Source organism: Burkholderia sp. SCN-KJ (genome assembly GCF_024656005.1).
Lineage (GTDB): Bacteria > Pseudomonadota > Gammaproteobacteria > Burkholderiales > Burkholderiaceae > Burkholderia.
On sequence record NZ_JANKOG010000002.1, the window covers coordinates 463,622 to 487,916 of the forward strand.

A 24,295-nucleotide genomic window follows, 5' to 3' on the forward strand; every position below is an offset into this window, starting at 1 on the left:
CGCCGTGAAACGTCGACGCCAGGGCATCGATTGCGACGCCGAAGCGCGGAAGCGGATGCGGTGCCGTGCGATGTCGTTTGTTATCCGAAGGAATATCGTTACGAGAATCGCTCGGTTTGCCGGCCTGCAGCGCGCTGCTAGATTGAATGCTTTCGTGATTCGACAGGAGAGCCCGATGTCAGATACGAGCGCGACGATTCAGGACCGGCCGGCCGACGCAAGACCGCAGGTGGCCCGCGTGATCGCCGACGACGCGCAGGCGATCGCGGTGGCGCAGGCACTCGCGCAACGGCTGGCCGAAGGGGCGGCCGAGCGGGATCGCGCGCGCCGGCTGCCGCGCGACGAGATCGAATGGTTCTCGCAGTCGGGGCTGTGGGCGATCACGGTGCCGAAGGCCTACGGCGGCGCGGGTGTATCGAACGTGACGCTCACCGAGGTGATCAAGATCGTCGCGGCGGCCGATGCGTCGCTCGGGCAGTTGCCGCAGAACCACTTCGGGCTGGTCGACGTGATCGCGCTGACCGGCACCGACGCGCAGAAGCGCCACTTCTTCGCGGAGATCCTGAGCGGCAAGCGCTTCGGCAACGGCTTCTCGGAGAAGGGCACGAAGCACGTGCTCGACCTGAAGACGCGCGTGCGGCGCGATGGCGACGACTATGTCGTCGACGGCACGAAGTTCTATTCGACCGGCGCACTGTTCGCGCACTACGTGCCGGTGCTCGGCCTCGACGATGCGCAGCAGGCATGGCTCGCCTACGTCCCGCAGCCGACGCCGGGGCTGACCGTGATCGACGACTGGTCGGGCTTCGGGCAGCGCACGACCGCGAGCGGCACGGTGGTGCTGGACGGCGTGCGCGTGCCCGCTTCGCATGTGTTGCACGCGCAGCGCGTGTCGGATGAGCCGACGCTCAACGGCCCGCTGTCGCAGATCATCCAGGCGGCGATCGATGCCGGCATCGCGAAGGCCGCGATCGCCGATACGGAGGCGTTCGTGCGCACGCGCACGCGGCCGTGGGTCGACAGCGGCGTCGAGCGGGCGGCCGACGATCCGTTGATCGTCCGCGAGATCGGCCGTCTGCATATCCAGCTGCATGCGGCGGAAGCGCTGCTCGAACGCGCGGCGCGCACGCTCGACGAGATCGGCGCACGCGGCACGGTGACCGACGACGATGTCGCGCGTGCATCGGTCGCGGTCGGCGAGGCGAAGGTGCTGACGACCGAGATCGCGCTGCTCGCGGGCGAGAAGCTGTTCGAGCTGGCGGGCACGCAGTCGACGCTCGCCGAACACAATCTCGACCGGCACTGGCGCAATGCGCGCACGCACACGCTGCATGATCCGGTGCGGTGGAAGTATCACCTCGTCGGCAACTACTACCTGAACGGCGTGCGGCCGGCGCGTCACGCGTGGAATTGAATCGGGCGCGAGTCTGCGCGACAGCGCAGCGCGCGCCTTGTGCCGGCGACGCCGGCGCCGCGAAGGAAGCGGCGTCAGGTGATCGTCGTGCGGTTGCCTGACGCGTCGGCCGGTTCCATTACTTCACGCATTACTTCACGCATTCCAGCGCATACTTCAACCCCGACCCGAGCATCCCGCGCCACACGTCCCACGTGTGCCCGCCATCGACGATGCGCAGTTCGGCCGGGTTCTGCGCGCGGCGCAGCTGCGTGTACAGCACGCTCGATTCGGCCTGGATCGTCAGGTCGTCGTCGCCGGCCGCGATGAACATCGGCACGCGCCAGTTGCGCGCGAAATAGCCGCGCATCAGGGACGGGTAGTTCAGCTCGTGCCACACGCGCGGGTCGAACTGCCGGTCGCCGAACACGCCGACATAGCGCGCGGCGGAATTGAGCGGCGGCTCGTTCGCGTAGATCGCGGGGCTCAGCAGCATCGCGCCGCAGAACAGGCCCGGTTCGAGCAGCGAGAAACGCAGCGCGCCGAAGCCGCCCATCGACACGCCGCCGATCGCGCGGCCCGCGCGCTGGTTCGACACCGCGAAGTGCGCTTCGACTTCCGGCAGCAGGTCGTTCAGGAACGCGCTCTGCATCTTCTCCTTGCGGTCGACGTACCAGTCGGTGCCGCCTTGCGGCATCACGATCACGACGGGCGGGATCTCGCGGCGCTCGATCAGCGTGTCGGCCGTGGCCTGCAGCCGGCCCTGCGTGATCCAGTCGTTCGCATTGCCGGCATTGCCGTGCAGCAGGTACAGCACCGGGTAGCGCGCGCCTTCCGGGTTGTAGCCGGGCGGCAGGTAGACCGTGTACGACCAGTCGCGCTTGAGCGACGCCGACCGGAACGCGCGCAGCACGATGCTGCTGCCCGGATTGACCGGCGGCTCCTGGGTGGCCGGCGCGACCGTTGCGGGCGGGACGATCGCGGCCGCGGGCGCGGACGTCGCCGGCGCAGCCGTGGGCCCGCCCGGCGTGGCGTGGGCGGTGGCGATGGAGCCGGCGATCAGGGCGACGGCGAACGGAAGGGCGAGTCGGCGCATGGCGAAGCGTTTCAGGAGAGGCGCCCGCTATCGTAGCAGCGGCGCGTGACGGCGCGGCACGTCATCGCCGCGTACGGAACGGGAACGACAGCCGCGACACCAGCGGCGCATAAAGCTTCGCGACGAGATACAGCAGGCCCGTCGCGACGACGTCGGCGGCCAGGCCGAGCGGCACGTCCAGATAGCCTTCGGTCGCCTGATAAAGCAGCGAGTCGACCGCGAGCGAGATGCCGGTGCCGGCGACGAAGCACAGCAGCCCCTGGCGGCCGATCGTGCCGATCCACGGCATCGCGTGCGCGACCTTCTTCATCCACCCGAGGTGCACGAGCTTGGCCGCAAGCCACGCGATCGCGAGGAAGTTCGCGAGCCGCAGCGCGCCGAGGTTCTGCTTGATCGACGGATCGGTCGGGAACGGCTCGATGCGCAGCCGGTAGTACGCGCCGGCCGCGACGATCGCGAGCGACACGGCCGTCAGCAGCCAGCCCTGGGGTTTCGGCGCGAGCGTCTGGTAGACGGGCTGGCAGCGCGCGATCACGCCGAGCACGAACAGGAACTGCCACGCGAACGGGTTGAAGTCCCACGGCGCGCCTTCGACGGTCGGCAAGAAGCGCGCGACGTGCGGCGCCGCGTACCAGAGCGAGCCGCTGAACGCGAGCATCAGCCACGGCTGGGTGCGCGCGAGCGGCAGCGCGAGCGGGACGAGCAGCGCGAAGAACGCATACATCGGCAGCACCGACGCGAGATACGGCTGGCGGCGGAACAGCAGGATGTCGCGCAGCGCGGCGAGCGGCCTGTGGAGCAGGCCGTCGAGATCGTTGGTCGGCATGTTCGGGCCGTCGATCGAGAACGCGTTCAGCACGGCTGTGATCAGCAGCATCAGGCCGGCCGTCACGAGGAATGCGCGGTAGATCTCGAACGCACGGCGGATGAAACGCTGGCGCGCGGCGGCCTCGTCGTGGCGCTCGGCGAGCGAATTGTACGCAATGGCGGTCGCGAAGCCGCCGAGGAACACGAACACCTCGGCCGCATCGCACAGCGCGTACGCATGCAGCGTCACGCGCGACAGGATGCTGCCGCCGATGTGGTCGACGACGATCACCAGCAGCACGAGGCCGCGGAAGAAATCGAGTTCGGCGTAGCGGCCGGCCCGGGCGGCGGCGGTCATCGGGCCGCCTCCCGGCGCGCGCCGCGTGCGCGGCCGGCACCAGCCGCGCATGAATCGGGGTGAAGCATGAATTCGTGAAGAAATGACGAACGGATGCGCATTGTGCCACCGATGCGGCGCCGTCCGGGTTTACGCGGATGGCGGGCCGGCCAGCGGTTGCCGACAAGCCTGGTCGGGCACCCGGACGAACGGCGCAGTTGGACGAGCGCAACGCTTTGCTGGCCGCGCCCACGCCCCGATGGACGGGCGGTTTGCGACGTGACACCATTTTGTCCTCGCGGCCGCACACCGCGCAGTCCGCCCTGCGGGCCACCTCTATAAAACAGACCAAACAATCGCCGGGCGAATGGCCTGTCCGGCACCCGGCTCCGGAGATCCGTCATGAAGAAGCACGTCATTTTTGCCGCCGCGCTGGCTGCTTTCGCCGCGCCGGCCTTCGCGCAGGACAGCGTGACGCTGTACGGCCTGATCGACGAGGGCTTCAACTACACGAACAACGTGAACGTGAACGGGGTCGGAAAAACGAATTACCAGCTCGCGAGCGGCTATGCGCAGGGCAGCCGCTGGGGCCTGAAGGGCAGCGAGGACCTCGGCGGCGGGCTGAAGGCGATCTTCACGCTGGAAAACGGCTTCGACGTGAACAACGGCCGGTTCAACCAGGGCGGCCGGATGTTCGGCCGCCAGGCGTTCGTCGGGCTGAGCGCGTCGCGCTTCGGCACGCTGACCTTCGGCCGCCAGTACGATGCGCTCGTCGACTATCTCGCGCCGCTCACCGCGAACGGCAACTGGGGCGGCACGCTGTTCTCGCACCCGTTCGACAACGACAACACGGACAATTCGTTCCGCGTCAACAACACGGTCAAGTACGCGAGCCCCGACTGGAACGGGCTGTCGTTCGGCGGCACCTACAGCTTCAGCAACAGCACGGGCTTCTCGACCAACCGCCAGTACAGCATCGGCGCGCAGTATTCGCTGGCCGGGCTGCAGGTCGCGGCAGCCTATCTGCAGGCGAACAGCCCGGGCGTCGGCAATGCGGGCGCGATCGCGGCCGACGACGCGAACTTCGTCGCCGACCGCCTGCGGATCTTCGGCGGCGGCATCAACTATACGTTCGGTCCGGCGACGGTCGGCTTCGTCTATACGAAGACCGACGTGAAGAACCCGGTGTCGACCGTCTACCTGCCGGCGTCGACGTTCGACGGCCTCGGGCTCACGGCGACCAGGTTCCAGAACTTCGAGATCAACGGCAAGTACCAGCTCACGCCCGACTTCTATCTCGGCGCGCAGTACGTGTATACCGACGGCAAGTTCGACGCCGCGGCCGGTTCGTTCAAGCCGAAGTACCACACCGTCGGGCTGATGGCCGACTACAGCCTGTCGAAGCGCACCGACGTCTACCTGCAGGGCGCATGGCAGAAGGTCGCCGGCGACAAGACGGGCACCGCGGCCGACGGCGGCTACGTGGTCGGGACGGACGGTCCGTCGTCGTCGGCGAACCAGTTTGCGGTGCGCGCCGCGATCCGCCACAAGTTCTGATGCGCTTGACCGGCCGGCGCGCGGGGCGGGTTGCCCTGGTGCCGGCCGTCGTCATTGCGCCCGGTGCGTGTCGTCGAGCGTGTGCGCGAGCCAGTCGACGAAGATCCGCACGCGCGGCGCCAGATGCCGGCCGTTCGGAAACACGACCGACACCGGCAGCGGCGCCGCATGCCATTCGGGCAGCACCTCGACCAGCGAGCCGTCTTCCAGCAGCGGCGCGAGCCCGTCGCGCGGTGCCTGGATCAGCCCGAGGCCCGCGAGGCAGCACGCGAGATACGCGTGCGAGCTGTTCACCGCGACCACGCTGCGCATCTTCACGGTCTGCAGCGCGCCGGAATCCATGTCCGCATATTCCCAGTCCAGCTCGCGGCCCGTGCGGCTCGAGAAATAGCCGACCGCGACGTGGTCGGGCAGATCGTCCGGCGAGCGCGGCGTGCCGTATCGCGCAAGATACGCGGGCGACGCGCAGTTGATCTGCGCCATCTCGCCGACGCGCCGCGCGACCAGCGACGTGTCGGACAGCACGCCGACCCGCACCGCGCAGTCGATCCCGTCGGCGACGAGATCGACGAAGCGGTCGGTCGTGCTCAGCACGACGCGCAGGTCGGGATAGCGTGCGTGGAAATCCGGCAGCGCCGGAATCACCTTGTCGAGTGCAAAGCGCTCGGGGAGGTCGACGCGGATCAGGCCGCGCGGCGACGCACCGGCTTCGTCGAACAGCGTCTCGGCGTCGTCCAGGTCGGCCAGCAGCCGCGTGCAGCGCTCGTAGTAGGTCGCGCCTTCCGCGGTTAGCGCGACGCGCCGCGTCGTCCGCTGCAACAGGCGCACCTTCAGGTGCTTCTCCAGGTACTGAACAGCATTGCTGACGGTCGGGCGCGGCAATTGCAACTGCTCGGCGGCTTTCGTGAAGCTGCCGAGGTGGGCGACGCGCGCAAAGATGCGCATTGCATGCAGATGGTCCATGCGGGGCGGAAACGTGGCGGATCGGGACAGGCTCCATTGTTAATCAGCGTCGAATGATTTGGTTGGGCGTTTCGCGTTTATCGCGCGCCGCGTTACGCCCAGAATCCGGTTCATTCACTCACCACCGCGAGGAAACGGACATGGACAAGCGTCAACTGGGCCGCACGGGCCCGCAGGTATCGGCGATCGGGCTCGGCTGCATGGGGATGTCGGATCTCTACGGGCCCGCGGATCGCGACGAAAGCATCGCGACGCTGCACGCGGCGCTCGACAACGGGATCACGCTGCTCGATACGGGCGACTTCTACGGGATGGGCGACAACGAGATGCTGATCCGCGACGCGCTGCGCGGCCGCACGCGCGACCAGGTGCTGATCAGCGTGAAGTTTGGCGCGCTGCGCGATCCGGCCGGCGCGTTCGTCGGCTACGACGCGCGGCCGCAGGCGATCCGTAATTTCGTCGCGTATTCGCTGAAGCGGCTTGGCACCGACCACATCGACATCTATCGGCCGGCGCGCGTCGATCCGGCGGTGCCGATCGAAGAGACGGTCGGGGCGATCGCCGATCTCGTGAAGGCCGGCTACGTGCGCCACATCGGCCTGTCGGAGGTCGGTGCCGACACGATCCGCCGCGCGGCGGCCGTCGCGCCGATCGCCGACCTGCAGATCGAATACTCGCTGCTGTCGCGCGGGATCGAGACGGACATCCTGCCGGTGTGCCGCGAACTCGGGATCGGCGTGACGGCCTACGGCGTGCTGTCGCGCGGGCTGCTCGGCGGCGGCTGGAGTGCGGCGCGGCAGGGCGAGCGCGATTTCCGCGCGGCCAGCCCGCGGTTCCAGGGCGAGAACCTCGCGCACAACCTCGCGCTGGTCGACGCGCTGCGCGCGATCGCCGACGAGAAGGGCAGCAACCCGGCGCAGATCGCGATCGCATGGGCGCTGTCGCGCGGCGACGACATCGTGCCGCTGATCGGCGCACGCAAGCGCACTCAACTCCAGGACGCGCTTCAGGCATCTAAATTGCAACTAACGGTCGATGATCTCGCCCGCATCGAAACGGCGGTTCCCGCCGGGGCGGCTGCCGGCGAGCGTTATCCGGCCGCGCAGATGGCGCACCTCGACAGCGAGCAGGGACGGGGGCCGGCGCACGGTGCCTGAACGGCGCGCATGGGGCGATTGGCCGACAGGGCGACGCGGCGACGGGGTAGCGGGGCGACGGAGTGACGGAGTGACGGAGTGACAGGTGACAGGGTGACAGGGTGACAGGCCCCGCCGGGCGGGCCCGAGCCAGCCTCAGGCAAAGCCAGATGGCCGACGGCGTGACGGTGGTTCACCATCGGCGCCGAATTCAACCGGACCGAACACCCGCCATGCAAACGCATACGCCGACGATCATCGTGCTGGTTTTTCTGCTCGCCGGCGCGGTCAAGGGCATGATCGGCCTCGGGCTGCCGACGATCGCGATGGGGCTGCTGACGCTCGCGATGCCGCCGTCGGCCGCCGCGAGCCTGCTGCTCGTGCCGTCGTTGATCACCAACGTGTGGCAGTTGTGGCTCGGCCCGTCGTTCGGGCCATTGCTGCGGCGTTTGTGGCCGCTGCTCGCCGGGCTGACGCTCGGCACCCTGACGGGCGGGCTGCCCGCGCTCGCGGCCGGCAGTGCGTGGACCCGCGCGGCACTCGGCATCGTGCTGGTCGCGTACGGCGGCTGGGGGCTCGCCGCCGCACGGCTGCCCGCGCCGGGCCGTCACGAAAAGTGGCTGTCGGCCGCGGTCGGCTACCTGACGGGCGTCGTGACGGCCGCGACCGGCGTGTTCGTCGTGCCGGCCGTGCCTTACCTGCAGACGCTGCGCCTGTCGAAGGACGACCTGATCCAGGCGCTCGGGTTGTCGTTTACCGCGTCGACGATCGCGCTCGGCCTGCAGTTGCGCGTGACGGGCGCGCTGCAGACGGTCGATCTCGGCGTATCGGCGCTGGCACTCGTGCCGGCGCTCGCGGGGATGATCGGCGGGCAGTACGCGCGGCGCGTGATGAGCGAGAAGGCGTTCAAGCGCTGCTTCTTCGTCGGGATGATCGCGCTCGGCGCCTACATGGCCGTGTCGGGGCTGCGGTAAGCCGTGACGGCCGGCAGCGTCACAGCTGCGCTTCGATCGCGGCCTTGTCGATCACCGACCACACCTGCCGGATCCTGCCGTCATGAAATTCGTAGAAGACGTTCTCGGCGAACGTGACGCGCGTGCCGTCGACGGCGAGCCCCATGAAGGTCCCTTTCGGCGCACAGGCGAAGCGCAGCCGGCATGCGATGCGCGGCGGTTCGCACACGAGCAGCCGGACCTCGAAATGGAGATCCGGAATGTCGCGGAAATCCTGCTCCAGCATCGCGCGATAGCCGGCCAGGCCGAGCGGCCGGTCGTTGTGGATCACGTTGTCGGCGACGTACCGGCCGAGCGCCGGCCAGTCCTGCCGGTTCAGGCAGTCGATGTAGGCGCGATAGTGCATCGCGAGTTCGGGTCCGGTCATGGCTGCGATGTCTCCTCGGGTATCGCCACGCTGTTGCGGAGCGCGCGACGTTCAGCGTGGCGGCATGTCGCCCGACAGATACGACACGAACGCCTGCGTATATTTCGGCAACGCATCGAACGAGCGCGCGCAGAGCGTCAGCTTGCGGTGGCTCCACGCATCGGACAGCTCGACGAGCCGCACGTCCATCGTCTGCATCGCGCGTTCGGCCGCATGGCGCGACACGATGCCGATCCCCACGCCGCTTGCGATCACGCGGCAGATCGCATCGAAACTCTTCAGTTGCACACGGTAGCGGATCCGCTTGCCGAGCGCACGCGCCTGGTCCGCCAGATGGACCTGCAGCGCGCTGCCGTCGGTCAGCCCGATGAAATCCGCGTCGGCGATCTCGTCGAACGCGACCTTGTCGCGCGCGGCGAGCGGATGACCGGCCGGCACGACCGCGATCAGCCAGTCCTCTCTGAACGGCTTCTGCTCGAGCCCGCCGAGCCCGACCGAATCGGCGACGATGCCGACCTCGGCCGTCCTGTTGCGGATCGCATGCACGATGTCCTGGCTCGAGCGCTCCTCGACGCTGATCGACAGTTTCGGGTGAAGCGGCAGATACGCGGCGAGCGCGTCGGGCAGGTATTCGCTCAGCGACGCCGTGTTGCACAGCAGCCGGATATGCCCGCGCAGCCCCTGGCCGTATTGCTGCAACTCGCCGCGCATGTGGTCGATCTGCTGCAGCACCGTGCGCGCGTGGTGCTCGAGCGCGCGGCCGGCGTCGGTTACCTGCGCGCCCGACTTGGTCCGGTGCAGCAGCGGCACGCCGAGCTCGTCCTCCATCCCGCGGATGCGCTCGCTGGCGGCCTGCAGCGTGATGTGGGTGCGCTCGGCGCCGCCCGTGATCGTGCCGGCCTCGCAGATGTTCAGGAAGAGCCGCAGGTCGGTCAGGTCGAAGCGCATGATCGGTGGGGGCGCGTAAGGATGGGTATGGCCGATACGTTAGCAGGAACCGCCGCACCGGTCTCAGGCTGGGCCTGAGGCCCGGTTCGCCGGTTCCGCATTTTCGGGGCGGGATCGATGCCGGATCATGGCCGCATATCAACCGGGGGAGACTGTCATGCGGGTCGATTCGTCGTGGGGCGTGTCGTTCAAGATCGCGCTGCACCTGCTGTTCCTGTGCATCGGCATCGCGTGGGCCTGCGCGGAGCTGATCGACTGGCTGCGTTGAGCGGGCGGGCGGCGCGGGCTGCATCGGCTGGCCGGCGCGGTCACGCGCGCAATGAAAGCTTTTCGAAATAATCGGCGCATCGCGAAATTTCTTCCGCATCGCTCATCCAATACCGTCAAGTTTTTCCGAATCCGACCGTATTCCCGGTAACAAGCGTTTGCCGGCGCCCGGTTCGTGATCGTTTGTCATCATTGTTTGCATCCGGTTACACGTCGGCCGTTCCGTTTTTGAGATGCTCGAAAGATTGTCAAACCGGAGTCGATCGTCCATGAAACAGCGCGAGATTTGCCGCAAGTCGGCGTGGCTGTCCGGCCTGGCCGCGGTGCTCGTCATGGCCGGTTGCGCCAGCACGTCGTCCGTCCCGCCGAGCGATACGCTGGCGGGCTCGACGTCGGGCCAGCCCGCCGCCGCGCCGGCGGCCACGCCTGCGGCGGCGGCGCCCATTCTCGTCGCGCAGAAGTACGTGGTGAAACGCGGCGACACGCTGTCGGGCATCGCGTCCGCCAACGACTGCAGCGTCGCCGACCTGCGGACCTGGAACAAGCTCGACGGGCGCGGCAGGCTGCGTATGGGGCAGGTGCTGCGCATCGTCCGGCAGCAGCCGTTGCCGGCGCCGGGCGCGTCGGCCAGCGCGCAGGCGGCCGCGCCGGCCGCCGCGAGCAATGCGGCGGGCGCCGCGCAGGCGAGCGCGTCGACGGCGAGCGACCGGCAGGTCGTGAAGGAAACCCGGCGGCATGCGGGCGCGGTGGCGCTCAAATGGCCCGCGCAGGGCAAGATCGTCGATGCATTCAAGCCGGGGCAGAACCGCGGCATCCAGATCGCCGGCCGGCCGGGCGACCCGGTTCGCGCGGCCGCCGACGGCCGCGTGATGTACGCGGGCACCGGCCTGAACGATTACGGCACCTTGATCATCGTCCAGCACAACGCCGATTTCCTCACGGCCTATGCGCACAACCGCAAGCTGCTCGTGAAGACCGGCGACATCGTGCGCCAGGGTGACGAGATCGCCGAGATGGGCGACCTCGACAACTCGCGTGTCGCGCTGTTGTTCGAGGTGCGGCGCGACGGCAAGCCCGTCAATCCGATGCCGTACCTGCCTTCGTCGCAAGGCTGACGCGGGCCGCGCGCGCTGCTACGCTAGGGTCTGTTCATGTGAGTCCCGCCGCATGCGGGGCCGACGGACGCCTTCGGGGATGCGCGGCGAATGCCGTCGCGAGCCGGCCGTCGGCGTGAACACGCGCGCATCGCCGATGCGCGCGTGCGTTGCTCCGTGCCACCGTTTCCGACCGAACAGCCTTCATCCATGGAACACTCTCCGACACGCCGCTCGCTGTTGCTCGCCGCCGTCGCCGCGCCGTTCGTCGCCGCCTGCTCGTCGGCACCCGTCGCCGACCAGGGGCGCGCCCATGCGGCCCAGGCCGAACTCGCCGCGCTCGAAAAGGCGTCGAACGGCCGGCTCGGCGTCGCCGCATTCGATACGTCGAACGGCACGCGCATCGCGCATCACGCGCGCGAGCGCTTCCCGCTGTGCGGTACCTATGCGGTCGTTGCTGCCGCCGCGATACTGGCGCGCGGTTCGCTCGACGCATCGCTGCTGCCGCGCCGCATCCTGTACCGCCGCTACGAGGTCGTGGTCGGGTCGCCGGTGACGGAAAGCCACGTGGATACGGGGATGACGATCGCGCAGCTCTGCACCGCGCTGCTGCAGTCGGGCGACAAGGGCGCGGGGAACCTGTTGATGGGCGTGCTCGGCGGCCCGCAGGCCGTCACGTCGTTCGCGCATGAAAGCGGCGACACCGCGTTCCGGCTCGACCGCTGGGAACCCGAACTGAACCAGGCCGCGCCCGGCGACGAGCGCGATACGTCGACGCCGGTGGCGATGGTCGACATGCTGCAGCGGCTGCTGCTCGGCGACACGCTGCGCGAGCCGCAGCGTGCGCAGCTCACCGAATGGATGACCGGCGGCGCGACCGGGATCGCGGCCGGCGTGCCGCCCGGCTGGCGCAGTGCCGGCAAGACCGGCACCGGCGGCTACGGCACGACGACCGACGTCGCGGTGCTGTGGCCGCCGTCGCGCGCGCCGATCGTGCTGGCCGTGTCGTTCACGCAGCCGCGTGCCGACGCGGCGGCACGTGCGGACGTCGTCGCGTCGGCGGCGCGCATCGCGACGGGTGCGCTCGCCCCCACCGCCTGAGCGCGGCGGCACGCGCGGACATCGTCGTATCGGCGGCGCGCATCGCAGTGGGCGCGCTCGTTCACGCGACCTGAGCGCCCGGCGCACCTCGCGTAAAGCCCGCGTTTGGCTTATCGTGTCGATCAGCGCGCGCCGATGGCGACGCGTGGTCCTGCCGCGCCGTCGTTCGGCGCGGTCGATCCGCGATCCGCGGTCCGTTTACCCCGCCTTACCCGCTTCGTCATGCGCCGACTTCCGCCCCTGCACGCGCTGCAGATCTTCTCGACCGTGGCTCGCCACCGCAGCTTCACGCGCGCGGCCGAGCAGCTGTGCCTCACGCAGGGCGCGGTGAGCCGGCAGATCCTGACACTCGAGGCGCACTACGGCTTTCCGTTGTTCAAGCGCCACGCGAAGGGCCTCACGCTGACGGCGGAGGGCGAGCAATTGCTGCCGGTCGTCAACGAGAGCTTCGCGCGGATCGAGGACATCTCGATGAAGCTCACGCGGCAGCGCACCGATCTCGCGCTGAAGGTGCCGACCTGCGTGATGCGCTGGATGCTGCCGCGCATCATGCGCTTCCAGGGCGAGCATCCCGATCTCCACGTGCAAATCACGACCGCGTGGCAGCACGTCGTCGATTTCTCGACCGAGCCGTTCGATGCGGCGGTCGTCTATGGCACATCGCCGGGCGCGGGCGTGTTCGCGCTGCCGCTGTTCGACGAGCGGCTGACGCCGGTGTGCGCACCCGAGCTGCGGCACGCGACGCCGCTCGATGCGGTCGGCGATCTCGCGCGCCATACGCTGCTGCATCCGACGCGCGACCATCGCGACTGGCGCGCGTGGCTCGATTACGCGGGCGAGCGTGCCGTCGACGCGGAGCGCGGCCCGACCTTCGACACGCTCGATCTCGCGACGAACGCGGCGATGCAGGGCTTCGGCGTCGCGATCGGCGACGTGACGCTCGTCGACGACGACGTCAGCGCGCGCCGGCTCGAACGGCCGTTCGACATCGTGCTCGAGACCGGTGCCCGCTATTTCTTCGTCTATCCCGAGAGCATCGGCAGCCAGCAGAAGATTCGCGCGTTCAGCGACTGGATCGCCAGCCATCGCGACTGACGCGCGACGCGACGCCGGCGGCGCATGTTGCTTACTGATAGGTGACGACGGCGATCATCGGCGCATGCGCGTTGCCCGGACGGTCCGGTAAAACGATTGCGCGCGACGCCTGCGTAAAGGTCGTGGTCTTGATCGTGCGCAGGCTGGCCGCGTCGACGAACGCGACTTGTCCGGTCGCCGGACGCGGGCAGTCGGCGCGCACGTGCGCATGTGCGGTGTCGGCGGTGTCGAATGCGAACGAGCACGGCGGCTCGACGATCATGCCGGTGAAGTGGATGATGCCGGACGTGCCGGCGGCATATGACGAGGACGAGGCCAGAAGCGCGGCAGCCAGGGCAAACGAGGCGGCAAACAGGCGATGCTTCATGACAGGCTCCAGAGAGGAAGCGCGTCGCAGCGGGGCCGCTCGAATGGCAGTCCGTCAACGCTGCGGTGCTGTATGCGTAAACGGCAAATCCATCGGACCTCTTGAATGAAAAGACGGAAATAACGGCAATAGGCAAATGACGCCGTATTCCTTCAATCAATTTATCTCAAATTTGTGCGGCCGCAAGTCAGGGTATTGCCAGTGGCGTAAGCTCGCGGAAGGGGCGTCAATGGATGCGGCGTTTGCCGGTAAATCGTTGAGGATTCAACGATCCGCGGGTGGCGCGAATTGAGGTGTGCAAAAAGAAAAACGGCCGCTCGTGTGAACGAGCGGCCGTTGTGCATCGACGCGGGCGATGCGGCGGTCAGCCCGCGCGCTTGCGCACCGCGCCGACGATCACGAGCAGCACGATCGCGCCGATGATCGACGCGATCCAGCCCGCGCCCTGGCCCGGCGCATACCAGCCGGCAGCGCGGCCGACGTAGCCCGCGACGAGCGAGCCCACGACGCCGAGCACGACGGTCATCAGGATGCCCATCTTGTCGTCGCCGGGCTTGAGTGCACGGGCGAGGAGGCCGACGATGAGCCCGACCACCAGGGTTTCGATGAATTGCAGCATGAACGCCTCCCTATAGCTGTTGAGCTGTTGACGAAAGGACATGGACCCGCGCGGCGCGCGAGGGTTCCATTCGGCGGCGCGTCGGCGCACTGGCGCACCGACGCACGGGGTGCCGAGTATCGCACGCCCGCGCGTCGCGCACATGTCAGGCGACCGGATCGAGCCGCCGGTAACCTTCGGTCGCACGCAGCAGCGTGCGCGTGTAGTCGCGTGAGACCTGCCCGGCGCGCACGTCCTCGATCCGCAGCTGTTCGACGATCTCGCCATGCTGCATCACCGCGACGCGCTGGCACAGGAAGCCGATCACCGCGAGGTTGTGGCTGACGAGGATCATCGTCAGGTTGCGTTCGCGATGCAGGCGGCGCAGCAGGTTCAGGATCTCCGCCTGCACCGACACGTCGAGCGCGGAGGTCGGCTCGTCGAGCAGCAGCACGCGCGGCTCGACGATCAGCGCGCGCGCGATCGCGACACGCTGGCGCTGGCCGCCCGACAGCTGGTGCGGATAGCGGAAGCGGAACGCCGGGCCGAGCCCGACTTCGGACAGCGCGCGGGCGATGCGCGCGTCGGCGTCGTCGATCCTGTGGATCGACAGCGGCTCGCGCAGCGTCTGGTCGACCGTGAAGCGCGGATGCAGCGACGCGTACGGATCCTGGAACACCATCTGCACGTGGCGGCGGAAAGCGCGGTCGGGCGTGCCGCCGACGGGCCGGCCGTCGATCGACAGGCTGCCGCCCGCGAGCGGCACGAGGCCGGTCAGCGCACGCAGCAGCGTCGACTTGCCGGAGCCCGATTCGCCGACGAGCCCGAACACTTCACCGTCGCGCACCGCGAAGCTCGCATCGCGCACGGCGTCGACATGGCCCGTGCGGGTCGGAAAACGGATCGAGGCGTGATCGACGTCGATCATCGTGCGGACTCCTGTTGTGCCGTCGCGGCGCTTGCAGGCGAAACGGTATCGAGCCATGCCGGATCGCGCCGCAGCACCGGCAGTTCGTCGGGCGGGTTCGCGAGCGGCGGGTTCGCCGCGAGCAGCCCGCGTGTGTAGGGATGCGTGGCGTTGCGCAGGTCGCGCGCGGCGCAGGTTTCGACGACGCGGCCCGCATACATCACCGCGACGCGATCGCAGAACGACATCACGAGCGGCAGGTCGTGGCTGATGAACATCAGGCCGGTGCCGTGCCGCGCGATCATCGCGTCGAGCACCGCGAGCACCTGCATCGATACCGCGACGTCGAGCGCGGAGGTCGGTTCGTCGGCGATCAACAGGCGCGGGCCGGTCGACACCATCATCGCGATCATCACGCGCTGGCCCATGCCGCCCGACAACTCGTGCGGATACGCATCGGCGACGCGCGCCGGATCGCGGATCTGCACGGCCGCGAGCGCATCGACGATCCGTTCGCGCAGCGCGCGGCCGCGCAGCCCCGGCTCATGCAGCCGGAATGCTTCGCCCATCTGCTTCGCGACGGTCATCACCGGGTTCAGCGAATACTTCGGATCCTGCAGGATCATCCCCATCTGGCTGCCGCACAGGCGCCGGCGTTCGCTCGCCGACATCGCGAGCAGGTCGTGGCCCGCGAAGCGCATCGTGCGGGCCGACCAGCGCGCGGCTTCGGGCAGCAGGCCGAGCAGCGCGCGGCCCGTCAGCGACTTGCCGGAGCCCGATTCGCCGACGATGCCGAGCCGTTCGCCCGGCGCGAGCGTCAGCGACAGGTCGCGCACCGCGTCGGACACGACGCCGTCGTGTCCGCGAAACCCGATCTTCAGGCCGTCGATCTCGCAGAGCGGCGCGGCGGCGTTGACGGAATTCAGTGACATGTCACGCTCCATGACGCGGATCGAAGACGTCGCGCAGCCCGTCGCCGAGCAGGTTGAACGCGAGGCTGACGAGCAGGATCGCCGCGCCGGGCAGCGTCGCGACCCACCACGCGTCGAGCAGCACGTTGCGGCCGGACGCGACCATGAAGCCCCATTCGGGGCTCGGCGGCTGCGCGCCGAGGCCGAGGAAGCCGAGGCCCGCGACGGTCAGGATGATGCCGGCCATGTCGAGCGTCGCGCGCACGATCACCGACGACATGCACAGCGGCACGATGTAGCGCAGCAGGATCCGCGGGCCCGATGCGCCTTGCAGGCGCGCGGCGTGGATGTAGTCGGCCTGCGCGATGCGGATCGTCTCCGCGCGCGCGAGCCGCGCATAGGCGGGCCACGCGGTGATCGAGATCGCGACGACCGCGTTGATCACGCCGGGCCCGAGCGCGGCCGCGAAAGCGAGCGCGAGCACGATCTTCGGGAACGCGAGCGCGATGTCGGTGATGCGCATCAGCACGCTGTCGACGAAACCGCCGCAATAGCCGGCCGTCGTGCCGATCGCGAGGCCGATCGGCACGACGATCACGACCACGAGCAGCGCGATGCCGAGCGTGAGGCGCGAGCCGTCGATCAGCCGCGAGAGGATGTCGCGGCCGAGCTGGTCGGTGCCGAGCCAGTGCGACGGCGAGCCGGGCGGCAGCAGGCGGTCGGACAGCACCTGGCGCAGCGGATCGTGCGGCATGATCAGCGGGCCGACGATCGCGACGACGATCAGCGCGACCAGGATCGCGAGCCCGAACAGGTTGAGCGGATTGGCGGCGAAGCGGCGCCAGCGGCGATACGCAAGGCCGAACGCGGCCTGCGCGCGCGACGCGGGCGCATCGGAAAGCAGCCACGCGCGCAGCGTGAGACGCTCGGCATTCATGATCGGGACACCTTCGGCATGGACGGGAAAGGAAGCAGGGCGGCAGCAGTCATGTTGCGGCAGCCCTCAGCGCGCACGCGGATCGAACACGCGGTACAGCGCGTCGGTCAGCAGGTTGACGGTGATGAACATCGCGCCGATCACGAGCGTCGCGCCGAGCACCGCGTTCATGTCGGCGTTCAGCAGCGCGCCCGTCAGGTACGAGCCGAGCCCCGGCCACGCGAACACGATCTCGGTCAGCACCGAGCCTTCGAGCAGGTTGCTGTACGTGAGCGCGATCACGGTCAGGAGCGGCACCGCGATGTTCCCGAACGCGTGCCGCCAGATCACGCGGCGCTCGGACAGGCCCTTCGCGCGCGCGGTGACGATGTATTCCTGGCTCAGCTGGTCGAGCATGAACGAGCGCGTCATCCGGCTCAGGTACGCGACCGAGTAGTAGCCGAGGATCGCGGCCGGCAGCGCGATGTGCGACACCGCGTTGCGGAACACGTCCCACTCGCCCGCGAGCGCCGCGTCGATCAGCAGGCTGCCCGTGCGCGGGTCGACCATGCCGTCGTACACCGGGTCGAGCCGGCCGGGGCCGCCGACCCAGTGCAGCCGCGCATAGAACAGCAGCAGCCCCATTAGCCCGAGCCAGAACACCGGCACCGAATTGCCGATCAGGCCGACGAAGCGCGCGACGTGGTCGATCGGCCGGTTGTGCTTCACCGCGGCTGCGACGCCGAGCGGCACGCCGATCGCGATGCCGATCAGCGTCGCGATCGTCGCGAGTTCGAGCGTGGCGGGGAACACGCGCCTGATGTCGTCGAGCACCGGGTTCGACGTCAGCAGCGACATGCCGAGATCGCCGTGCAGCACGTCGCGCGCGTAGATCAGGAACTGCGTGACGAGCGGCTTGTCGAGGCCCAGCGCGATGCGCTCGGCCGCGTACGCCTCGGCCGACGCGCGATCGCCGAGGATTGCGAGCACGGGATCGATCGGCACCTTGCGGCCGATCACGAACGTCAGCGCGAGCAGCCCCGCGAACGTGACGGCGAGCGTGAGCGCCCAGCGCAGCACGCGCAGCGCCCAGCGTACGGCCGGGCGGCGCGCGGGCAGCGTGCGCAGTGCTTCGAGGGAGGAGGCGGGAGTCGACATGCGGCGAATCTTATTGCTTCTTCAGGTTACGGTACGACACGAGATCGTTGATCGGTCCGACTTCGAGCCCGCTCACGCCGGGCCGCGTCGCGACTTGCGCGACCTTCTCGAACGTGATCACGAACGGCGAGCGCGCGAGCAGGTCCTTCTGCATCGCCTGATACCGTTGCGCGCGTTGCGCGGCGGTCGGCTCGGCGAGCGCGGCGTCGGTCTCCTTCGTCAGTTGCGGAATGTCCCAGCTGTTGCGCCAAGCCAGCATTTTATAGCTCGACTTGTCGGAGTTGTCGGGGTTCCATGCGAAACCCTGCGCGTTGCTGTGCGGGTCGATGTAGTCGGCCGACCATTCGCCGATATAGATGTCGTGCTGGCGCGCACGGTATTTCGCGAGCGTCTGCTTGTTGTCGCCGGGAATCAGCTGCACCTTGACACCCGCCTGCGCGAAGTTCGCCTGCACGGCCTGCGCGATTTCCGTATACGGATAGTCGTTGCGCACGTCCATCGTCACCGAGAAGCCGTTCGGCACGCCGGCCTTCGCGAGCAGCGCCTTCGCCTTCGCGACGTCGAGCTTGTACGGGTTCGCCTTCAGCGTGCCGAGGAAGCCTTCGGGCAGGAAGGTCTGGTGCACCTTGTAAGTCGTCTTTACGACGTTGCTCTGGATGCCGGAATAATCGACCAGCCACTTCAGCGCTTCCTGCACGTCAGGTTTCGCAAGCGTCGGGTTCTTCGTGTTCAGGCCGAGATAGAGCAGCGTCGCCTGCGGCGAGGCCATGACCTTCGCCTTGCCGGATTTCACGACCGACGCGAGATCGTCGGGGCTCAGGTCGCGCGCCGCATCGACGTCGCCGTTTTCCAGCAGCAGGCGCTGGCTCGCCGCTTCGGGCACGTGGCGCAGCACGATGCGCTTCATCGCGAGCGGCAGCCGGTAGCCGTCGAAGCGCTGCAGCACGATGCTGTCGCCGGCTGCCCACTTGACCAGCTTGTACGCGCCGGAGCCGGCCTCGTTGGTTTTCAGCCATGCGTTGCCGAAGTCGTCGCCCTGCTGGTGCGACAGCAGCAGCTTCCTGTCGAGCACCGACGCGGGCCACGCGCCGAGCACGTTCAGCACGAAGGTCGGCGCGTATTTGTGGTCGGTCGTGATCGACACCGTCTGGTCGTCGAGCTTCTTCACGTTCGCGACGACGTTCGCCTTCGTGAGGCCGATGCCGGTCAGCACGGCGGCCGGGCCCTTGTCGAGCAGCACCGCGCGCTGGATCGACCAGGCGACGTCGTCGGCCGTCAGCGGGTTGCCCGAGTGGAACTTGAGGCCCGGGCGCAGCTTGAACGTATAGGTCAGCCCGTCGGGGCTCACCGTCCACGACTGCGCGACGTCGCCGTTGAATTTCGACGGATCGCGCAGGTCGACGCGCACGAGCCGGTCGTACGTGTTCGCGACGTATTCCTCCGGCACCAGCTCGTAGATCTCGCCGGGATCGAGCGTCGTGAATTCGTCGAGCAGCGTGGCCATCACGAACATGTCCTTCGGTGTTTCCGCGCGTGCGGCGGCAAGCGGAACGGCGGCGAGCACGGACGCGGCGGCCAGCGCCGCGGCGAGCCGGGAGGTCAGGGGCTTCATGTGCGTTTCTCCATGTGTCGTTGAAGTCGTTGAACGTGAACGGTGAAGGGAACGTGCAGTGTCGTTACATCAGGCGCCACGGGCCGCTCGCGTCGTTGTCGATCTGCGGCAACGCATGCGAACCGGGCAGCTCGTAGTGCCACCACTCGCTGTCGATATGCGCGAAGCCGGCCGCGTGCATCACGCCGAGCAGCAGCAGCCGGTTGCGTTGCACGGCTTCGGGCAGCCCCGCGTGGAAGTGGCCCGACGCGGCCACCATCTCGTCGAAGCCGGTGCCCATGTCGAGCGCCTCGCCGTTCGCGTCGACGAGTGTCAGGTCGAGTGCGGTGCCGCGGCTGTGGTTCGAGCCGCGGCCGAGATCGGCGACGAAGTTCGGGTCGGGCAGGAAATCCCACAGCACCTGCTGCGCCTGCGGCGGCCGGTACGCATCGTAGACGCGCAGCGTGAAGCCGGCCTGCGCGGCGACGTCGACCGCGCGGCGCAGCGCGGCTTCGGCCGGCTCGAGCAGCAGGCAATGCGCGCGGCGGTAGATCGCCTTGCCGGTCAGGTTGCGCTCGGTCGCGTAGACGAGATCGATCTCGACGCGATGCGTGGCGGGTGTGATTTCGACGAGGCGGGGAGGGTTCATCGGCGGTCGGGCGCTCAGGATTCGAATTGGTCGAACGTGCGCTGCAGTTCGCGGTTGCGCGCGACGCGCCGGTCGATCGCGGGGCCGAGGCGGTCGACCACGGCGGTGATCAGCAGGTTGAACAGGCAGGTGAGCGGCGCGAGCGAATCCCAGAACTGGCCGACGTCGGTCTTCACCTGCAGCAGGTCGGCCGGCCATTCACGCGCCCACGGGCAATAGAGATCGGTGACCAGCGCGAACGGCTGGCCGCGCTCGGCGGCCGCCTGGCAATAGCGGCGCGCGCTGCGCGAATAGGCACGCGTATCGGTGACGATACAGTACGGCCGCTCGAATTCGGAATTCAGCGAATCGACGTACGAGCCCGACTGGCCGTCGGAATAGAACACGCGAGGGCGCAGGTATTCGAGATAGCTGCTGAACGCATTGCTGATGCCGCGGGTCGACTGGATGCCGAGGATGAACACGGCGTCGGCATGCGCGATCCGATCCGCGACCTGTGCGAACACCGGTTCTTCCGCGAGCCGGTAGACGTGGCGGATCGCGTCGAGTTCGCGATCGAGCGACGATGCCAGCGTGCCATCGCTGCGGGTGCCGTCGCTCACGTGTGTGCCGGCGGCGCGGCGATATTCGTCGAGGCGATCGGTGATCATCCACGGGCGATCGCTGCCGCCGCGCAGTTCGCGTTTCAGGTCGTCGAGGTTCCGGTAGCCGATGCTGCGCAGGAAGCGCCCGACCGAGATGCCGCTGGTGCCGGCCTGCTGCGCGATCTGGTCGGCCGTTTCGAGCCCGAGACGGTCGAGGTTCGCGAGCATGTAGCTCGCGATGCGCTTCGCGGTCGGCGTCAGCTCGGCAAAGCGGGATTCGACGGTATGGGCGAACACGCAGGTCATCGGTATGTTAGATATTTGTCATCGGATGATTCGGTGTCATCCATCTAACAAAACCAAAATCATTCGCGCCAGCGGATAAAAACTATGGTTTAGCGGAAAGTGATAGGGTCGGGTACGCGTGCCCGACGGCAACGTCGCGATGCGCGACCATGCGAATTATTTCTGATAGAGATATTTTGCACTTATGTCTGTCAGCAATAATTTGCGTTTATGCCTGTCAGAGATATACTGCATTTATTGCCTACTGGACCCGAGCCGTGGATTTCATCGTCAATACGCCCGCGCAACTGGGCGAAATCCTGTCGTCCGCGCGTCAGGCCAAGGGGCTGACGCAAGCCGAGGCGGCGGCACGCATCGGCGTCGGCCAGTCGCGCCTGTCGTCGCTCGAGACCACGCGCACCGCCAGCCTGTCGCTCAGCCAATTGCTCGAACTGACCGCGCTGTACGGGCTCGAGCTCAGCGTCCGCACGAAGGATGGGCGCGACGCTGCCGACATCGACTGGTAAGCGATGGGGCGCAACTCGCACAGCCGCGCGCTATCGATCTGGGCCAACGGCCAGCGGGTCGGGACATGGCGGATTCCGGCGCGCGGCGACATGGAGTTGCGGTACGACGCCGGCTGGAAGCAATCCGCGGCGGGCCGCCCGTTGTCGCTGTCGCTGCCGTTCGGCGTCGGCGATGCGCCGTTGCGTGGCGAGCGCGTGAACCACTATTTCGACAATCTGCTGCCGGACAGCGATGCCATTCGTCGCCGGCTGGCGTCCCGGTTCGGCACGGCGACGATCGAGCCGTTCGATCTGCTCGCCGCGCTCGGCCGCGACTGCGTCGGCGCGGTGCAACTGCTCGGCGAAGACGAAACACCGGCCGGCCATGATCGCATCGACGGTACGCCGTTGTCGGACGACGAGGTCGCGCGCGTGCTCGATCAGGCGAGCGGGGTGGCAGGTGGCGCACAGGACGACGACGACTTCCGCCTGTCGCTCGCCGGCGCGCAGGAAAAGACCGCGCTGCTGTTTCACGAAGGGCGATGGATGCGCCCGCATGGCGCGACACCGACGACGCATATCCTCAAGCTGCCGCTCGGTCTGGTCGGCAACAAGCGTGCGGATCTCACCGCTTCCGTCGAAAACGAGTGGCTGTGTCTCGCGATTCTGCGCGCGTACGGCCTGCCGACGGCCGATGCCGAAATCGTGCGTTTCGGCGAACACAAGGTACTGTCGGTCGCGCGTTTCGATCGTGCGCTGCATCGTGACGGTGGATGGCTGTTGCGCTTGCCGCAGGAGGACTTCTGCCAGGCGCTCGGTGTGCCGCCGCATCTGAAGTACGAATCGCACGGCGGTCCCGGCGTGCCGGATCTGGCCGCCATCCTGCGCCGGTCGGAAACGGCGCAGGACGACCTCGACACGCTGTTTGCCGCGCTGATCGTGTTCTGGATGCTCGCCGCACCGGACGGGCATGCGAAGAACTTCAGCCTGCGCCTGCTGCCGGGCGGTCGGTTCCGGTTGACGCCGCTCTACGACGTGATGTCGATCTGGCCGGTCGAGGGCGACGGCGCGAACCAGTGGTCGTGGCATAAGGCGAAGCTTGCGATGGCCGTGCACGGCAAGCGCAAGCACTACGCGATGCGCGACATCACGCGCCGGCACTTCAGCGCAATGGCCGAACACTGTCTGCTCGGCGATATCGCGACGCCGATCATCGAACGGCTGGTCGCCGCGACGCCGCACGTGATCGAGTCGGTCGGCGCGACGCTGCCGGCCGGGTTTCCGGCGCGGATCGCCGAACGCATTCTGGGCGGATTGCGGTTCGCCGCCGAACGTCTCGCCGAAACACCGCGCGCCTGACGTCGGGGGGCGAACCGCCTACGCGTCGTCCACTGCCTACTGCTGCATGTCCGGCGCCTCGCGCAGCCGCCAGATCGCGTTGCACTGCTGGCCGCCGAGGCTCGTCGAGCGCAGCGTGATGACGGTGCCGGCCGAGATCCGATACCAGAAATGGGTCATCAGATCAGGGCCCTTGTGCTGCGCCTGCCCATCGATCAGCACCTCGCATCGCAGCGGCGACGGCGAGCCGGACGGGTGCGTGATGTACACGTTCAGCCGCGCGATGTCGCGGGTCGCGGTCAACACGATCTCGTGGTTCCCGCTGCCGACGAGCATCGTGCCGCCCGGTTCGTCGAGCGCCTGCAGGTACGCGCCCGCGCTGCCCTCGATCGCGGCGGAGCTAACGGTCAGCCCGGCCGAACGCACGTATTCGGTCGCGGCGATGCGGGCGGCGGCCGTGTCGGACGGTGCCGGCGTGCTGTCCGACAGCGCGAACGGCATGCCGTCGCGCAATGCGGCGTCGACGTGATTCGAGTAGTAGCGCCAGCGGTCGAAGAAACGGATGTCGCCGGTCATGTGCAGCGCGCGGATCGGTTCGCCCTGATAGCGCAACGTCGTGGCGCCGTTGCTCGGATCGAACGATTCGTGAATGCCGTTCTTGCTGACGAAGTTCTGGACCGGGTCGAGCAGCACGGTTTCGCCGCGCGCGCCCCACAGGTGCAGGAACGTCGTGTCGATCCCGAAGCATTCCTGGAAGTCGGTGCCGATGCGGGCGACGCAGTCGCGCAGATGCGCCGCGAAACGCGCCCACGCGGTGGCCGTGCCGGCGACGAGCCCGGCCTGCAGCGCGCCGCCGTGACGCGCTTTCACTTCGTCCACGACGAGACGCCAGTGCGCGTCGCGCCGCTCGCCGATCAGCGGCGTGACGACGAACGTGCAGAACAGCGGGTCGGGGCACGCGTACAGGCGGTCGTCGGCGATCCGGGAGAACAGGTCGAACGAGGACGCGCTGAACCAGATGTCCGCGTCGTACAGCGCGAGTTTCGTGATGTGCGGATTGCGCGCGCAATAGTCGGCGGCCTCGATGAAGCGGCCGACCGGCAGCGCATGCGCGCTCGACGCTTCGATCACGTCGACCGACTGGCTTTCCAGGATGCGCCGCTTGCGTTCGGACAGCCCGTAGCCGATGACGGCCACCTGCCCGTCGTAGCCTGTCTGCCGCAGCGACAGCAGGAACGGCACGAGCATCTCGTACCACGCGCGGTTATTGTCGTTGATCGCCACGCAGACCGCGTGTCCGTTCGCATGCAT

General features: G+C 68.2%; 24 protein-coding genes. 9 read left to right on the plus strand and 15 right to left on the minus strand.

The genetic code is table 11. From position 1 onward, the window contains the following. Positions 1-175 precede the first annotated feature (175 nt). Positions 176-1,414, plus strand: a complete 1,239-nt coding sequence (locus NQV17_RS05490; RefSeq protein WP_257769884.1) for an SfnB family sulfur acquisition oxidoreductase — start codon at positions 176-178, stop codon at positions 1,412-1,414. A 130-nt stretch (positions 1,415-1,544) separates the two neighbouring features. On the opposite strand, the gene NQV17_RS05495 is transcribed toward NQV17_RS05490, so the two are convergent. Both NQV17_RS05495 and NQV17_RS05500 read right to left on the minus strand, forming a co-directional pair. After that, on the minus strand, positions 1,545-2,489 hold the full coding sequence (locus NQV17_RS05495) for an esterase family protein (RefSeq protein WP_257769886.1): 945 nt from the start codon (positions 2,487-2,489) through the stop codon (positions 1,545-1,547). Positions 2,490-2,550: 61 nt separating this feature from the next. Next, positions 2,551-3,654, minus strand: a complete 1,104-nt coding sequence (locus tag NQV17_RS05500) for an OpgC domain-containing protein (protein ID WP_257769888.1) — start codon at positions 3,652-3,654, stop codon at positions 2,551-2,553. A 381-nt stretch (positions 3,655-4,035) separates the two neighbouring features. Here NQV17_RS05500 and NQV17_RS05505 point away from each other — a divergent pair, with 381 nt between their 5' ends. After that, entirely contained in the window at positions 4,036-5,190 is a 1,155-nt protein-coding gene (locus NQV17_RS05505) for a porin (RefSeq protein WP_257769891.1), read from the plus strand. A gap of 51 nt (positions 5,191-5,241) precedes the next feature. On the opposite strand, the gene NQV17_RS05510 is transcribed toward NQV17_RS05505, so the two are convergent. After that, the gene (locus NQV17_RS05510) at positions 5,242-6,153 is read right to left on the minus strand and encodes a LysR family transcriptional regulator (protein WP_257769893.1); all 912 of its coding nucleotides are present in this window, start codon (positions 6,151-6,153) and stop codon (positions 5,242-5,244) included. Positions 6,154-6,293: 140 nt separating this feature from the next. Between NQV17_RS05510 and NQV17_RS05515 the strand changes: the two genes are divergently transcribed. Both NQV17_RS05515 and NQV17_RS05520 read left to right on the plus strand, forming a co-directional pair. Continuing rightward, positions 6,294-7,310 carry an aldo/keto reductase gene (locus NQV17_RS05515; RefSeq protein ID WP_257769915.1) on the plus strand — a complete coding sequence of 339 codons (1,017 nt, stop codon included), beginning with the start codon at positions 6,294-6,296 and terminating at the stop codon, positions 7,308-7,310. A 212-nt stretch (positions 7,311-7,522) separates the two neighbouring features. Continuing rightward, positions 7,523-8,263 (plus strand): sulfite exporter TauE/SafE family protein, encoded by a 741-nt coding sequence (locus tag NQV17_RS05520; protein ID WP_257769918.1) that lies wholly within the window; start codon positions 7,523-7,525, stop codon positions 8,261-8,263. A gap of 19 nt (positions 8,264-8,282) precedes the next feature. On the opposite strand, the gene NQV17_RS05525 is transcribed toward NQV17_RS05520, so the two are convergent. Next, on the minus strand, positions 8,283-8,669 hold the full coding sequence (locus NQV17_RS05525) for an ester cyclase (protein WP_044843235.1): 387 nt from the start codon (positions 8,667-8,669) through the stop codon (positions 8,283-8,285). Positions 8,670-8,720: 51 nt separating this feature from the next. Then, positions 8,721-9,617, minus strand: a complete 897-nt coding sequence (locus NQV17_RS05530) for a LysR family transcriptional regulator (RefSeq protein WP_257769921.1) — start codon at positions 9,615-9,617, stop codon at positions 8,721-8,723. Between the two features lie 536 nt (positions 9,618-10,153). Between NQV17_RS05530 and NQV17_RS05535 the strand changes: the two genes are divergently transcribed. The 3 genes from NQV17_RS05535 (at position 10,154) to NQV17_RS05545 (ending at position 13,174) form a co-directional block, all read left to right on the plus strand. Then, a complete protein-coding gene (locus tag NQV17_RS05535; protein WP_257769923.1) occupies positions 10,154-10,999 on the plus strand; it encodes a peptidoglycan DD-metalloendopeptidase family protein in 846 nt (281 codons plus the stop codon). A 189-nt stretch (positions 11,000-11,188) separates the two neighbouring features. Then, a complete protein-coding gene (gene bla, locus NQV17_RS05540; protein WP_257769925.1) occupies positions 11,189-12,079 on the plus strand; it encodes a class A beta-lactamase in 891 nt (296 codons plus the stop codon). A gap of 222 nt (positions 12,080-12,301) precedes the next feature. After that, positions 12,302-13,174 (plus strand): LysR substrate-binding domain-containing protein, encoded by an 873-nt coding sequence (locus NQV17_RS05545; RefSeq protein WP_257769935.1) that lies wholly within the window; start codon positions 12,302-12,304, stop codon positions 13,172-13,174. 31 nt (positions 13,175-13,205) lie between these two features. Here NQV17_RS05545 and NQV17_RS05550 read toward each other — a convergent pair whose 3' ends face one another. From NQV17_RS05550 to sapR, 9 genes are all read right to left on the minus strand, one after another. After that, positions 13,206-13,541: a type 1 fimbrial protein gene (locus NQV17_RS05550; RefSeq protein ID WP_257769937.1), complete on the minus strand. Its 336-nt coding sequence runs from the start codon at positions 13,539-13,541 to the stop codon at positions 13,206-13,208. Between the two features lie 364 nt (positions 13,542-13,905). Next, positions 13,906-14,160, minus strand: coding sequence for a GlsB/YeaQ/YmgE family stress response membrane protein (locus tag NQV17_RS05555; RefSeq protein ID WP_057924918.1), 255 nt, complete (start codon positions 14,158-14,160; stop codon positions 13,906-13,908). 145 nt (positions 14,161-14,305) lie between these two features. Continuing rightward, the gene (locus tag NQV17_RS05560) at positions 14,306-15,067 is read right to left on the minus strand and encodes an ABC transporter ATP-binding protein (RefSeq protein WP_257769939.1); all 762 of its coding nucleotides are present in this window, start codon (positions 15,065-15,067) and stop codon (positions 14,306-14,308) included. Continuing rightward, positions 15,064-15,978, minus strand: a complete 915-nt coding sequence (locus NQV17_RS05565) for an ABC transporter ATP-binding protein (RefSeq protein ID WP_124921250.1) — start codon at positions 15,976-15,978, stop codon at positions 15,064-15,066. The genes NQV17_RS05560 and NQV17_RS05565 overlap by 4 nt, the downstream gene beginning before the upstream one ends. A gap of 1 nt (position 15,979) precedes the next feature. Continuing rightward, positions 15,980-16,894 carry a nickel transporter permease gene (nikC, locus tag NQV17_RS05570; protein WP_124492228.1) on the minus strand — a complete coding sequence of 305 codons (915 nt, stop codon included), beginning with the start codon at positions 16,892-16,894 and terminating at the stop codon, positions 15,980-15,982. Positions 16,895-16,960: 66 nt separating this feature from the next. Further along, positions 16,961-18,031 (minus strand): ABC transporter permease, encoded by a 1,071-nt coding sequence (locus NQV17_RS05575; RefSeq protein ID WP_044843245.1) that lies wholly within the window; start codon positions 18,029-18,031, stop codon positions 16,961-16,963. A gap of 10 nt (positions 18,032-18,041) precedes the next feature. Then, entirely contained in the window at positions 18,042-19,643 is a 1,602-nt protein-coding gene (locus tag NQV17_RS05580; RefSeq protein ID WP_257769958.1) for an ABC transporter substrate-binding protein, read from the minus strand. Between the two features lie 64 nt (positions 19,644-19,707). Continuing rightward, positions 19,708-20,271 (minus strand): D-alanyl-D-alanine dipeptidase, encoded by a 564-nt coding sequence (gene ddpX, locus NQV17_RS05585; RefSeq protein WP_257769979.1) that lies wholly within the window; start codon positions 20,269-20,271, stop codon positions 19,708-19,710. Between the two features lie 14 nt (positions 20,272-20,285). Beyond that, a complete protein-coding gene (gene sapR / locus NQV17_RS05590; RefSeq protein ID WP_257769981.1) occupies positions 20,286-21,161 on the minus strand; it encodes a sap1 transcriptional regulator SapR in 876 nt (291 codons plus the stop codon). 257 nt (positions 21,162-21,418) lie between these two features. On the opposite strand from sapR, the gene NQV17_RS05595 reads away from it, so the two are divergent. Next, a complete protein-coding gene (locus NQV17_RS05595) occupies positions 21,419-21,667 on the plus strand; it encodes a helix-turn-helix transcriptional regulator (RefSeq protein ID WP_044843249.1) in 249 nt (82 codons plus the stop codon). A gap of 3 nt (positions 21,668-21,670) precedes the next feature. After that, complete coding sequence (locus NQV17_RS05600) at positions 21,671-23,005, plus strand: type II toxin-antitoxin system HipA family toxin (protein ID WP_257769994.1); 1,335 nt, start codon at positions 21,671-21,673, stop codon at positions 23,003-23,005. Positions 23,006-23,041: 36 nt separating this feature from the next. On the opposite strand, the gene NQV17_RS05605 is transcribed toward NQV17_RS05600, so the two are convergent. Beyond that, positions 23,042-24,295 (minus strand): hypothetical protein, encoded by a 1,254-nt coding sequence (locus NQV17_RS05605; RefSeq protein WP_257770006.1) that lies wholly within the window; start codon positions 24,293-24,295, stop codon positions 23,042-23,044.